General features: G+C 67.0%; 11 protein-coding genes. 3 read left to right on the forward strand and 8 right to left on the reverse strand.

Translation table 11 applies throughout. The annotated features are described in order from the left end of the window. The first annotated feature begins 74 nt into the window (after window positions 1-74). Together ASF94_RS13685 and ASF94_RS13690 are read left to right on the forward strand one after the other, a co-directional pair. Window positions 75-548 carry a YhbY family RNA-binding protein gene (locus tag ASF94_RS13685; RefSeq protein WP_056667346.1) on the forward strand — a complete coding sequence of 158 codons (474 nt, stop codon included), beginning with the start codon at window positions 75-77 and terminating at the stop codon, window positions 546-548. Then, a complete protein-coding gene (locus ASF94_RS13690) occupies window positions 548-1,291 on the forward strand; it encodes a hypothetical protein (RefSeq protein ID WP_056667349.1) in 744 nt (247 codons plus the stop codon). Before ASF94_RS13685 ends, ASF94_RS13690 begins: the two co-directional genes overlap by 1 nt. 127 nt (window positions 1,292-1,418) lie before the next feature. Here ASF94_RS13690 and ASF94_RS13695 read toward each other — a convergent pair whose 3' ends face one another. The 4 genes from ASF94_RS13695 to carA form a co-directional block, all read right to left on the reverse strand. After that, on the reverse strand, window positions 1,419-1,874 hold the full coding sequence (locus ASF94_RS13695) for a DUF4149 domain-containing protein (protein ID WP_056667352.1): 456 nt from the start codon (window positions 1,872-1,874) through the stop codon (window positions 1,419-1,421). 29 nt (window positions 1,875-1,903) lie between these two features. Next, a complete protein-coding gene (gene greA, locus ASF94_RS13700; RefSeq protein ID WP_056667355.1) occupies window positions 1,904-2,380 on the reverse strand; it encodes a transcription elongation factor GreA in 477 nt (158 codons plus the stop codon). Between the two features lie 256 nt (window positions 2,381-2,636). Continuing rightward, window positions 2,637-5,903: a carbamoyl-phosphate synthase large subunit gene (carB, locus tag ASF94_RS13705; RefSeq protein WP_056667357.1), complete on the reverse strand. Its 3,267-nt coding sequence runs from the start codon at window positions 5,901-5,903 to the stop codon at window positions 2,637-2,639. Further along, a complete protein-coding gene (gene carA / locus ASF94_RS13710; protein ID WP_056667358.1) occupies window positions 5,896-7,080 on the reverse strand; it encodes a glutamine-hydrolyzing carbamoyl-phosphate synthase small subunit in 1,185 nt (394 codons plus the stop codon). The genes carB and carA overlap by 8 nt, the downstream gene beginning before the upstream one ends. A gap of 317 nt (window positions 7,081-7,397) precedes the next feature. On the opposite strand from carA, the gene ASF94_RS13715 reads away from it, so the two are divergent. Beyond that, window positions 7,398-7,898, forward strand: coding sequence for a sterol desaturase family protein (locus tag ASF94_RS13715; protein ID WP_056667359.1), 501 nt, complete (start codon window positions 7,398-7,400; stop codon window positions 7,896-7,898). 24 nt (window positions 7,899-7,922) lie between these two features. Here the strand turns inward: ASF94_RS13715 and ASF94_RS13720 are convergent, their stop codons facing one another. Genes ASF94_RS13720 through ASF94_RS13735 form a run of 4 tightly spaced genes read right to left on the reverse strand, consistent with a single transcriptional unit; the run spans window position 7,923 to window position 12,889 of the window. Further along, the gene (locus ASF94_RS13720) at window positions 7,923-8,873 is read right to left on the reverse strand and encodes a phytoene/squalene synthase family protein (protein ID WP_235505373.1); all 951 of its coding nucleotides are present in this window, start codon (window positions 8,871-8,873) and stop codon (window positions 7,923-7,925) included. Beyond that, window positions 8,870-10,369, reverse strand: coding sequence for a phytoene desaturase (locus ASF94_RS13725; RefSeq protein ID WP_056667360.1), 1,500 nt, complete (start codon window positions 10,367-10,369; stop codon window positions 8,870-8,872). The genes ASF94_RS13720 and ASF94_RS13725 overlap by 4 nt, the downstream gene beginning before the upstream one ends. After that, on the reverse strand, window positions 10,366-11,598 hold the full coding sequence (gene crtY, locus ASF94_RS13730; RefSeq protein WP_056667361.1) for a lycopene beta-cyclase CrtY: 1,233 nt from the start codon (window positions 11,596-11,598) through the stop codon (window positions 10,366-10,368). The genes ASF94_RS13725 and crtY overlap by 4 nt, the downstream gene beginning before the upstream one ends. Next, window positions 11,591-12,889, reverse strand: coding sequence for a nucleotide disphospho-sugar-binding domain-containing protein (locus tag ASF94_RS13735; protein ID WP_235505374.1), 1,299 nt, complete (start codon window positions 12,887-12,889; stop codon window positions 11,591-11,593). Before ASF94_RS13735 ends, crtY begins: the two co-directional genes overlap by 8 nt. Between the last annotated feature and the right edge of the window lie 8 nt (window positions 12,890-12,897).

Below are 12,897 nucleotides of genomic sequence, written 5' to 3' on the forward strand. Positions count from 1 at the left end.
TTTTTTCGCTGTGCATTCACCTGCCGCGGAGCCGGTTGCCGGCACCAGCCCGGCGCATTGAGATAATACGGCCCATGCCCCTCATTCAATTGACTCCCGCCGAGCGCCGGGAACACCGCGCCGAAGCCCACCACCTGGACCCCGTCGTCCTGATCGGCGGCGACGGCCTGACCCCCGCCGTGCAAAAAGAGGTGAACGCCGCCCTCAACGCGCACGGCCTCATCAAGGTCCGCGTGTTCAACGACGACCGCGTGGCGCGCGAGCAGATCTACCAGCAGCTCGCCAATGACCTGAACGCCGCTCCCATTCAGCACATCGGCAAGCTGCTGGTGCTGTGGCGGCCGATCCCGCCCAAGGAGAAAACCGTGGACGAGGACCGCATGCCCGGCCCGCGCGACGTGAAGGTGCTGAAATTCAGCAAGCGCGGCGGCCAGCGTCCAGAAGTCAAGCAGCTGCGGGTGCTGGGCAACCAGCGGCTCACCCCGGGCGGACAGATCAAGCGCGCCAAACCCAAGCAGAAGTCGGTCAAGAAACGGCAGGCCGATTGATGCCTGGCGCCTCGGCGCCGGAGCGCCACGTCATCTGCATGAAGTGGGGCACGAAATACGGCCCCGAATACGTCAACCGGCTCTACGCCATGGTGCGCCGCCACCTGAGCGGCGATTTCCGCTTCGTCTGCCTGACGGACGACCCCCAGGGCATCCGCAGCGAAGTGCTGTGCCTGCCCATTCCGCCGCTCGACCTGCCCGCAGGCATTCCGGAGCGCGGCTGGACCAAGCTCGCCACATTCAGCGCAGACCTGCACGGGCTGCGGGGCACGGCGCTGTTCCTGGACGTGGACGTGGTCGTCACCGGCAGCCTGGACGATTTCTTCACGCAGCCGGGCGAATTCGTGATCATCCACGACTACAAGCGCCCCTGGCGGGTCACCGGCAACTCGTCGGTCTACCGCTTCGAGATCGGTGCGCACCCGGACGTGCTGGAGTACTTCCGCGGGCATTTCGACGAGATCCGAAGCCGGTTCCGCAACGAGCAGGCCTACCTGTCCGACTTCCTGCATCGCCAGAACAAGCTGTCCTACTGGCCCGACGCGTGGTGCCCGAGCTTCAAATACCACAGCATTCCCGCCTGGCCGTCCAATTACTGGAAGGCGCCGGCAGTGCCGCCGGGCGCACGCATCGTGATCTTCCATGGGGAATGCAACCCGCCCGATGCGCTGGCGGGTCGGCGCAACCGGCGGTTTCGGCACATCCAGCCGGCCACCTGGGTGGCCGAGCACTGGCACGAATGAGCCAGACAAAGCAGTAAATCTGCGGGGCGGCCGGCTCGGCGCGCCCTGCCCTCCAGCACCAGCACCAGCACCAGCACCAGCACGAGCCGCAGTGGCCGGGCTGCAGCCTGGGGCGCACAGCGGACTATCAGTCAGCCGTTGTCGCGGCAGCGGGAGGCAAGGCGGGAGCGGACACCAGCGGCCGGGCGATGCGCCAGAGCACGAGCAGCGCGCACAGCCACTGGAGCGCATACAGCACCGTGCCGACCGAATGCCAGACCTTGAGGTTCTGCCGGGCGACGATGCGCGGCGACACGCCGTACTGCGACACCAGCGCCAGCAACAGGCCGCCGATGATGAAAACCATAGCAGCGCGCGCCCATGCCTCCTCGACTTCCGCATACTTTCGCTTGGAAAGCACCAGCAGCAGGGCGCCACATGCTATCGAAATGAAAGTCTGCGCCTCGAAAAGGCGGGCGGCCATGGCCCCCGCCAGCGCAGGCGTGGGCAGGTGCACGAACAGCAGCGGCACCACCACGAAACCGATGGCCGAGAGGCTGCCCCACCACAACGCGGCAGCCAGAAGGGGCAGACGTTCCTGCATGGCGCGCGCCTCTTGCGATTCCTGGGATCTCAGCGGTAGCTGACCGCCACCACGTCGTAGCGACGCAGGCCGCCGGGTGCCTGCACTTCCGCCGTATCGCCCTCCTCCTTGCCGATGAGCGCGCGGGCGATGGGGCTGGACACATTGATCAGCCCCAGCTTCAGGTCCGCCTCGTCCTCGCCCACGATTTGATAGGTCACGGCCTCGCCGCTCTCCTCGTCTTCCAGTTCCACCGTCGCGCCGAACACGACCTTGCCGCCAGCATCCAGCTGGGTCGGGTCGATGATCTGCGCGGCAGACAGCTTGCCTTCGACTTCCTGGATGCGGCCTTCGATGAAGCCCTGGCGATCCTTGGCAGCCTCGTACTCGGCGTTCTCGCTGAGATCGCCCTGCGCGCGCGCTTCTGCGATCGCGTTGATCACAGCGGGACGCTCAATGGTCTTCAGGCGGTGCAGCTCTTCCTTCAGCTTCTCTGCGCCGCGCTTGGTAATCGGAATGGTGGCCATGGGTGATCTCTCCGTTCAACTCGTTGCCGCGCGACGAACGCGCGGCGCTGCTCGGCGCGCAAGCCACACTGCCTTGCAGTGCCGCGACGCCACCAAAAGCAAACCGCCGCGCGTTGCCGCGCGGCGGTTCTTGGTTCGACAGGGGATTATGCCGCGTTTGCAGCTGCACTCTCCCTCTGGAAAGCCCGTGGACCCTGCGGCCGGCACGGGCGGGCCCGGCGTCCGGGCGGGCCCTGGCGCACAGCCCCGGGCCCTCTCAGGCGGTCAGCTGCGCATGCAGTTCCTGCACCGAATACACATCCAGGTTTTCGAGATGCTTCATGCCTTCTACCGCCGCCTCCGCACCGAAGATGGTGGTGAAGGTGGTGACGCGGGCCAGCAGCGAGCTGGTGCGGATCGCGCGCGAATCGGCGATGGCGTTGCGGCGCTCCTCCACCGTGTTGATGACCATGACGATCTCGTCGTTTTTGATCATGTCCACGATGTGCGGGCGGCCCTCGGTGACCTTGTTCACCACGCCCACCGGCACGCCGGCCTCGGCAATGGCGGCTGCCGTGCCCTTGGTGGCCACCAGCTCGAAGCCCAGGGCCACCAGCTGGCGGGCGATGTCGACGGCGCGCGGCTTGTCGGCGTTCTTGACGGTGAGGAACACCTTGCCGGACGTCGGCAGCTTGGTGCCCGCGCCGAGCTGGCTCTTCACGAATGCCTCGCCGAAGGTCTTGCCCACGCCCATCACTTCGCCGGTGGATTTCATCTCGGGGCCGAGAATCGTGTCCACGCCGGGGAACTTGACGAACGGGAACACGGCTTCCTTCACGCTGAAGTAAGGCGGCGTGACCTCCTTCGTGATGCCCTGCGACGCCAGCGTCTGGCCAGCCATGCAGCGCGCCGCCACCTTGGCCAGCTGGATGCCCGTGGCCTTGGAGACGAACGGCACCGTCCGCGAGGCGCGCGGGTTCACTTCCAGCACGTAGATCACGTCGCTGCCGTCCACTTCCTGGATGGCGAACTGCACGTTCATCAGGCCCACCACGTTCAGCCCTGCGGCCATGGCGGCCGTCTGACGCTTGATCTCGTCGATGGTGCCTTGCGACAGGTAGTACGGCGGCAGCGAACAGGCGGAATCGCCCGAATGCACGCCGGCCTGCTCGATGTGCTCCATCACGCCTCCGATGAAGGTGACGCCGGAGGCATCCCGCACGCAGTCCACGTCGCATTCGATGGCGTTGGAGAGGAAGCGGTCCAGCAGCACGGGCGAGTCGTTGCTCACCTTCACGGCCTCGCGCATGTAGCGCTCCAGGTCGCGCTGCTCGTGCACGATCTCCATCGCACGGCCCCCCAGCACGTAGCTCGGACGCACCACGAGCGGATAGCCCAGGGCCGCGGCCTTCTCCAGTGCCTCGGCCTCGGTGCGAGCCGTGGCGTTGGGCGGCTGGCGCAAGCCCAGGTCGCCCAGCAGCTTCTGGAAGCGCTCGCGGTCTTCGGCGGCGTCGATCATGTCAGGCGTGGTGCCGATGATCGGCACGCCTTCGGCTTCCAGGCCCAGGGCCAGCTTCAGCGGCGTCTGCCCCCCGTACTGCACGATCACGCCGACCGGCTTTTCCTTGTCGACGATCTCCAGCACGTCCTCGAGCGTGACGGGCTCGAAATAGAGGCGGTCCGACGTGTCGTAGTCGGTCGAGACGGTCTCGGGGTTGCAATTGACCATGATGGTTTCATAGCCGTCCTCGCGCATGGCGAGCGCGGCATGCACGCAGCAGTAGTCGAACTCGATGCCCTGGCCGATGCGGTTCGGCCCGCCACCCAGCACCATGATCTTCTTGTTGCCAGAAGGCTGGGCCTCGCACTCGGCCGTGCCGCCGTAGGGCGCGGCTTCGTAGGTGGAGTAGAGGTACGCCGTGTTGGTGGCGAATTCGGCCGCGCAGGTGTCCACGCGCTTGTACACGGGGCGCACCTGCAGCGCGCGGCGTGCCTCGCGCACGGCCTTCTCGTTCGTCTTGAGCAGCTTGGCCAGCCGGCGGTCGGAGAAACCCTTCTGCTTCAGCGACAGCAGGGTGGCGGCGTCGAGCGCGGCCAGCGCGCCGGCGCCCTTCTCGGACACCAGCTTGTCGATGTCGAGTTCGATCTTCACGATCTGCTCGATCTGGGTGAGGAACCACTTGTCGATCTTGGTCAGCTCGAAGACTTCATCGACCGACAGGCCCATGGCGAAAGCATCGCCCACGTACCAGATGCGCTCGGGGCCGGGCTCGCCGAGTTCCTTTTCGAGCAGCTCGCGGTCCTGCGTCTTCTCGTTCATGCCGTCCACGCCGACTTCCAGGCCGCGCAGGGCCTTCTGGAACGACTCCTGGAACGTGCGGCCCATGGCCATGACTTCGCCCACCGACTTCATCTGCGTCGTCAGGCGGCTGTCGGCCGTGGGAAATTTCTCGAACGCGAACCGTGGGATCTTGGTGACCACGTAGTCGATCGACGGCTCGAACGAGGCCGGCGTGGCGCCGCCGGTGATCTCGTTCTTGAGTTCGTCGAGGGTGTAGCCCACCGCCAGCTTGGCCGCCACCTTGGCGATCGGGAAACCCGTGGCCTTGGAAGCCAGCGCCGACGAACGCGACACGCGCGGGTTCATCTCGATGACGACCATACGGCCGTCCTTCGGGTTGATGGAGAACTGCACGTTCGAGCCACCGGTGTCCACACCGATCTCGCGCAGCACGGCCAGCGAGGCGTTGCGCAGCACCTGGTATTCCTTGTCGGAAAGCGTCTGCGCGGGCGCCACGGTGATCGAGTCACCGGTGTGCACGCCCATCGGGTCCAGGTTTTCGATGGAGCAGATGATGATGCAGTTGTCCGCCTTGTCGCGGACCACTTCCATCTCGTACTCCTTCCAGCCGAGCAGCGATTCCTCGATCAGCAGCTCGTTCGTGGGCGAGGCTTCCAGGCCGCGCTTGCAGATGGTCTCGAATTCTTCCGGGTTGTAGGCGATGCCGCCGCCGGTGCCGCCCAGCGTGAAGCTGGGGCGGATGACGGTCGGAAAGCCCACCGTCTTCTGCACGGCCCAGGCTTCGTCCATGGAATGGGCGATGCCGGAACGGGCCGAGCCCAGTCCGATCTTGGTCATCGCGTCCTTGAACTTCAGCCGGTCCTCGGCCTTGTCGATGGCCTCCGGCGTGGCGCCGATCAGCTCGACCTGGTACTTTTCCAGCACGCCGTGGTGCCACAGGTCCAGCGCGCAGTTCAGCGCGGTCTGGCCGCCCATGGTCGGCAGGATCGCGTCGGGGCGCTCCTTGGCGATGATCTTCTCGACCGTCTGCCAGGTGATGGGCTCGATGTAGGTCACGTCCGCCGTGGCCGGGTCCGTCATGATCGTCGCAGGGTTGCTGTTGATCAGGATGACCTTGTAGCCCTCTTCGCGCAGCGCCTTGCAGGCCTGCACGCCGGAATAGTCGAACTCGCAGGCCTGGCCGATGATGATCGGGCCGGCGCCGATGATGAGGATCGATTTGAGATCACTGCGCTTAGGCATTCTTGTTCTCCGTCTTGTGCTTTTCCATCAGGGCCGTGAAACGGTCGAACAGGTAGGCGATGTCGTGGGGTCCGGGCGAAGCTTCGGGGTGGCCCTGGAAGCAGAAGGCCGGCCTGTCGGTGCGCTCCAGGCCCTGCAAGGTGCCGTCGAACAGGCTGATGTGCGTCGGGCGCAGCGTGGAGGGCAGCGAGTCGGTTTCCACCGAGAAGCCGTGGTTCTGGCTGGTGATGCTCACGCGACCGTCGTCCAGATCCTTCACGGGGTGGTTCGCGCCGTGGTGGCTGTTGTCCATCTTGAAGGTCTTGGCGCCGCTGGCCAGGGCCATGATCTGGTGTCCCAGGCAGATGCCGAAGGTCGGCACGCCAGCATCGATCACCTGGCGCGTGGCTTCGATGGCGTAGTCGCAGGGCGCCGGATCACCGGGGCCGTTGGCGAGGAACACGCCATCGGGGTTCATCGCCAGCACGTCGGCGGCCGGCGTCTTGGCGGGCACCACGGTCAGCTTGCAGCCCCGCTGCGCCAGCATGCGCAGGATGTTCTTCTTCACCCCGAAGTCGTAGGCCACCACGTGGAACCGCGGCTGCTCCAGCCGGCCGTAGCCCGAGCCCAGCTGCCACTCGGTCTGGTCCCAGACGTAGGAGGTCTTGGTGCTCACGACCTGCGCCAAGTCCAGGCCCTTCATGCTGGGGGCCGCCTTGGCGGCTGCCAGGGCTTCGTCCACGCGCGCCTGCGTCACGGCCTCGCCCGCCGCCAGGCCCAGGATGGCGCCGTTCTGCGCGCCCTTGTCACGCAGCAGACGGGTGAGCTTGCGGGTGTCGATGTTGGCGATGGCGACGGTCTTCTCGCGCACGAGGTACTGCGACAGCGTCTCGGTGCTGCGGAAGTTGCTGGCCAGCAGCGGCAGATCTTTGATGATGAGGCCGGCAGCGTGGATCTTGTCAGCCTCGATGTCCTCGCCATTGACACCATAGTTGCCCACATGCGGATACGTCAGGGTGACGATCTGCTGGCAATAGCTGGGGTCGGTGAGGATTTCCTGATAGCCGGTGATGGCGGTGTTGAACACCACTTCGCCGACGGTGGTGCCGGTGGCACCGATCGAGTTGCCGATAAAGACCGTGCCGTCTGCGAGCGCCAGGATGGCGGGCGGGAAGGATCCCTGTAAAGACAAGAGCACTGGGTTCTCCGAATGGTTACGGGTCGCCCGGAGCCCGCAGGAAGGCGTTCCTGAGGACTGCTGCTTGTTGGGGAATTGCTTTGGGTGCGGCCGGGCGACGTTTTTGCGGGAAAGCCCCCGATTATATCCGCAGGTGCCGGCCGGACCCGCCATGAGCGCGGGATAACCCGCATCGATCACGCCGCCCGGCAGGGTGCCGGGCAGGGTTTCGTGGCGGGCTGTTTTGCGTGCCGGCCAGGCACGGCGAGCGCCGTCGCTCCCTCACCATCAGGTAGCATGTCCGGTTTCCCCCTCGCCGCGCGAATGCGCGCCTCTCCATGGACACGCCACTCGCCTCGCTCGGAATCCTGGTTGCCACGGTGGCCGGCATGGAGGTTTTCGCGTGGGCTGCGCACCGCTGGATCATGCACGGCTGGGGCTGGGGCTGGCACCGCTCCCACCACGAGCCCGCGACGGGCTGGTTCGAGAAGAACGACCTCTATGCGGTGGTGTTTGCTGGCGTGGCGATCGTGCTGATCGCCCTGGGAACGTCGGGGCACTGGCCGCTGCAGTGGGTGGGCGCGGGAATGACGCTGTACGGCGCGCTCTATTTCTTCGTGCATGACGGGCTGGTGCACAAGCGGTGGCCGTGGCGCTGGGTGCCACGGTCCGGCTACCTGAAACGCCTCTACCAGGCCCATCGCCTGCACCACGCGGTGCATGGCCGGGAAGACTGCGTGTCGTTCGGCTTCCTGTGGGCGCCTGCGCCGGATCGGCTCAAGCAGCGCCTGCAGCAAGTGCAGCGACTGCGCAAGGAACGCCGCCCGAGCCGGGGCTGAGCGGCTGTCCCCTGCCCTCTTCGCTCAGACCGGGCGCTGAAAGAGTTGCGGATCTCTTGGCGCCGGACCGTGCGTCCTGGACGCGACAGCCTGCGCGGCGGCAGCCACCACCCAGCCGATTTTTTCCACGCCCGACGTGCGGGCGCGGGTGTCCCATGCGGCAGGACCGCGGTGGTGCACCTTGCGACCAATGGCCCGGTAGACGCAACGCGCCGTGGCAATCGACCAGGCGGAGCGTAGCGGCAGCGAAGGCAGACCCGCCATCGCCGAGTCATAGTACGGCTCGGCCGTCTGTACCAACCGCTGGGCCACGCGCGCCAGCGCCGCGCGGTGCTGCGGTTCCGCCAGCCGCGCGTCACTTGGCAGGCCTTCGGCGGCCAGCCAGTCGGCAGGCAGGTACACGCGGCCGATGGCGGCGTCCTCGACCACGTCCCGGGCGATGTTGGTGAGCTGGAACGCCATGCCCAGGTCGCAGGCACGATCCAGCGTGGGCGCATCGCTGCGGCCCATGATCTGCGACATCATCACGCCGACGACGCCGGCCACGCGCCAGCAGTAGGCCAGTATGTCGTCCAGGCTGGCGTAGCGCTGGCCCGCCACATCCATGGCGAAGCCGTCCAGGTGGTGCTCGAAATAGACCGGCGCGATGCGGTGGCGCCGCACCACCTCGGCCAGCCCGGCAAAGACCGGGTCGTCCTGCGGCAGACCGCTGCACGCCTGGCGCGTGGAATGGCGCAACTGGGCAAGCAAGGCAGCGCTGTCACCCGGGTGCGCAGCCCGTTGACCGTGACCCAGGGTCTGGCCATCCACCACGTCATCACAGTGCCGGCACCATGCATACAGCATCACCGCAGCTTCCCGCACCTCGGGCGCAAACAGCCGGGCCGCGGCGGCGAAGCTGTGCGAGCCAGTCCGAATCGCCGCATCGCCGTGCGCGATGACCCGGGCCGCCGCAGGCGTGTGCGCGCGCATCATCGGCCCGCCTCCTCGAGCATCAGGCCGGCGGTGGCCTTGGCGGAGCCGACCACGCCCGGGACGCCCGCGCCCGGATGCGTGCCGGCACCGACGATGTAGAGGTTGGGAATCTCCGCATCGCGGTTGTGCGGGCGGAACCATGCACTCTGGGTCAACACCGGCTCAAGGGAGAAGGCGGAGCCGTGGTGCGCGTTCAGCTCGTCCCGGAAGTCGGCTGGCGTGAACATCCGGCTGGTGACCAGGCTCTCGCGCAGGCCCGGCATGTAGTGCGCTTCCAGGTAGTCGAAGATGCGGTCGCGCAGGCGTGGCCCTTCCACCGACCAGTCGACCGGCGCATTGCCCAGGTGCGGCACCGGGGCCAGCACGTAGTGGCTGGAGCAGCCGGCAGGCGCGAGCGACGGGTCGGTGGCGCAGGGCGCATGGAGGTAGAGCGAAAAATCCTCGGGGATTTCGCTGCCGTGAAAAATGTCCCGGATCAATTCGCGGTAGCGCGCGCCGAAGCACACCGTGTGGTGCCGCAGCTGGGGCTGTGGCCGTGACAGCCCGAAGTGCACCACGAACAGCGACATGCTGAACCGCTTGCCCTTCAGACGCCGCGCCTCGGCCTGTCCGCGCGGAGTGTGGCCGAGCAAGCGCTCGTAGGTGTGAACCACGTCCGCGTTCGATGCGACCTGATCGAAGCCATGGGACTGCCCACCGGCCACGACGGCGCTTGCACGGCCCGACTGCACCTCGATACGCTCCACCGGCGTGGACAGCCGGAGCGTGCCGCCCATGTCCTCGAAGCAACGCACCATGCCCTGCACCAGCGCACTGGTGCCGCCGCGCGGAAACCAGACACCCCATTCGCGCTCGAGCGCGTGGATCAGCGCGTAGATGGAACTGGTCTCGAACGGGTTGCCGCCGACGAGGAGCGAGTGGAACGAAAAGACCTGCCGCAGCTTCTCGTCCTTGATGAACTGCGACACCTTGCTGTAGACGCTGCGCCAGGCCTGCAGCTTCACCAGAGCCGGGCCGGCGGCCACCATGTCGCGGAAATTCAAGAAGGGGACGGTGCCGAGCTTGCGGTAGCCCTCTTCGAACACCGCGCGGGAGTACTCCAGAAAGCGTTGGTAACCCTCGACATCGTCGGGGGAAAACGCCCGCAGCTGTGCGTCCAGCGCCTGCTGGTCGTTGGCGTAGTCGAGCGTGGTGCCATCCTCCCAGCACAGGCGATAGAAAGGCGCGACCGGCAGCAGCTCCACATAGTCGGCCAGCGATCGGCCGGAGAGCGCGAACAGCTCCTCCAGCGCCGAAGGGTCGGTGATCACCGTCGGCCCGGCATCGAACGTGAAGCCTTGGTCGCGATAGACATAGGCCCGCCCGCCGGGCTTGTCACGCGACTCGAAGACCGTGGTCTGCACACCAGCGGCCTGCAGGCGCATGGCGAGCGCCAGGCCGCCGAAGCCCGAACCGATGACTGCGGCAGTGGCCGCTGAAGAAGAGGAAGGATTCATTCAGGGGATGCCGTGACAGATGGACGAAACGAAGAATCGGAAGGCGCGTCCGGTACGGGATGCAGCGCTGCACGAATGGCAGCCGCCACGGGCACTGGCGGGCGGCCCGTCAGGACGCGGGCTTTGTCTCGCCAGGTGGGCCGACCTGCGTAGAAGCGGTGGATGAGGCCTGCCTTCAGCCGGTAGAAGCGCTCCATCACCACCCGCCGCGCGGCGGGTTCTGCCGCCAGGAACAGCATGCGGTTGAGCAGGCGAAAGAACCCGTCGGACTTCCACTGAGCGACGGCAGCGGCGCGCACGGCGGAGAACACCTGCGCCGGGTCGTCCCAGGCGCTGCGCGGCAAGGCCGCCAGATGATCCGCCAGCCGGACCGCCTGCGCCAGCGAATAGCCCGTGGTGGGATGGAACAGGGCAGCGGCCAGCCCGGCTTTCGGCACGCCTTGAGCGTCACGCCAGAGGCTTTCGACATCGCCGGCAAGTGCAATCGGCAGCACGCCCTCTTCTTCTCGCAGCAACTCGGCCACACGCCACCCGCGGCCAGCCACGTAGTCTGCGATGTGCGCGCGGAGCCGCTCTCGCGACAGGTCGCTGCCGTCGGCGTAGACGGTGTCTTCCACCAGCACGGTATCTGCCGTGAACGGCAGCACATAGACGAAGCGATAGCCGTCGACCTGATCGACGGTGGCGTCCATCAGCATCGGCGCGGTGAGACCGTGGTGCCGTTCGAGACGCAGCTCCTGGCCGAGAAATTTCTGGAATCTCAATGCCAGGTGGGCCGTCTCCGGCGCGCCCCGTGCGTCGATCACCGCGCGGGACCGCAGCACCTGTCCATTCTTGAGATGCACACTGGTAGGCGCGACGGTATCGACCTGGCAACCGAGCCGAACATCGACGCCGGTTCGCGTGCGCAGGAATTCATCGAAGCGGTCGGAGGTGACGCTGCAGTAATCGCCTTCCACGCGGCGCTGGTAGCCGGGAAAGGCGACATCGTGCGCCGGCCATCGGTACACGACCAGCGGGGAGATCCAGGCCTGTTGGGCCGCGGACAGGTCGGAAGCGTGGAAGCTCCAGGTGTGATTGCCGCCCAGCGTGTCTCCAGCCTCCAGCAGCAGGATACGCATGCCCGGCCGGGCTTCGCTCAGCCGCCGGGCGATCAGACCATTTGCGAGCCCGCCGCCCACCAGCAGCAGATCGGCGTCCAGGGAACATGCGGCGGCGGTATCACGCATGGATGGCCTGGCTTGTTGCCGCACTGGCGGCCGCAGAACGCGGGTGGACTGACGGCGCGGCCCGCAGGCCTGGTGTAGCCGGGCCGAGAGCCGCCTCCACGATGTCCGCCGCCCGTTCAGCGCCGCCCGCAGCAGCGACCTCTCTGCCAAGCACCCGCGTACGCTCGGCAAACTGCGGCTCGCTCAGCAGCGTGCGCAGCGCACGCCGCATCGCCCGCACGCTGGCAAGCGGCGGAAGCAGCTTGATGCCGGTGCCGGCATGGGCGATGCGCGCAGCCACGCCTGGCTGATCGAAAGCCAGCGGCAGCGCCAGCTGCGGCGTGCCTGCCTCCAGCGCATCCATCGCCGTGTTCAGGCCCGCATGGGTCACGACCAGATCCGCTCGCGCCAGGGCAGTGCGTTGCGGCGCAAAGCCGGTCACTGCGCAAGCCCCGGCTTGCACCAGGGCGGCCGCCTGCGCACCGTTCAGACGGTCGCAGTGCGCTATGAGCAATTGCAGGCCCTCGGCGCGGCACGCGCGCGCAATGCGCTGGAAGAGCCCCAAGCGGCCACCTTGCAAGGTGCCCAGGGACGCGAAGACGAAGGGTCGGGAGTCGTTGAGTTCAAGGTCCAGCGGTGGTTCCGCCACCAAAGGCCCGCGCAGTGGACCGACATGGTGGAAATGCGCGGGCAGATCCGCGCGGGGGAAGTCGAAACCGGCGGTGGTCTGGCTGATCTGGGCGATGGGCGAGAGGCAATCGGCCAGCGTGCGCCGGCCTTCCAAGCCGAAATGTTCCGCATGCCGCTGGATCACGCGCTCATGGGGTGTCATCAACCAGTCGTACACCCGGGTGCTGCCCTCATTCAGCTGCTCGCCGCGCTGATCCTGGGCGTAACCCCAAGGCATGACCGGCAGCGGCACGCGCGGATCGCGGTTCACCGGCAGGGCGCACGCCACCGAAATGAATGGCAAACCCAGACCGGCCGCAAGCAGGCCACCCGCCGCTTCCATCTGGTCGGCGACGATGACCTCCACGCCATGCCGCGCCAGCACCGCTGGCGCCTCACGGCACAGCATGTCGGTTCCGCTGGCTACGTCGCCGATCACCCTGCGCAGGCCGCCGACGCCGCCCGGATTCGCAGCGCGGGCGACGATGGTTTCGAGCTGTCCTGCCGGATGCGTCGATGCACCCAGCGCGTGGAATTCGATGCGCTGGTCATGCAACAGGGGCGAGACATCTGCCTGATGCAGCCAGCTCACCCGATGGCCCCGGTTCAGCAGCACCGACGCCAGGGCCTCCAACGCGCGCACATGGCTGG

The sequence above is a fragment of the Acidovorax sp. Leaf160 genome, assembly GCF_001424265.1.
Taxonomy (GTDB): domain Bacteria; phylum Pseudomonadota; class Gammaproteobacteria; order Burkholderiales; family Burkholderiaceae_C; genus Paracidovorax.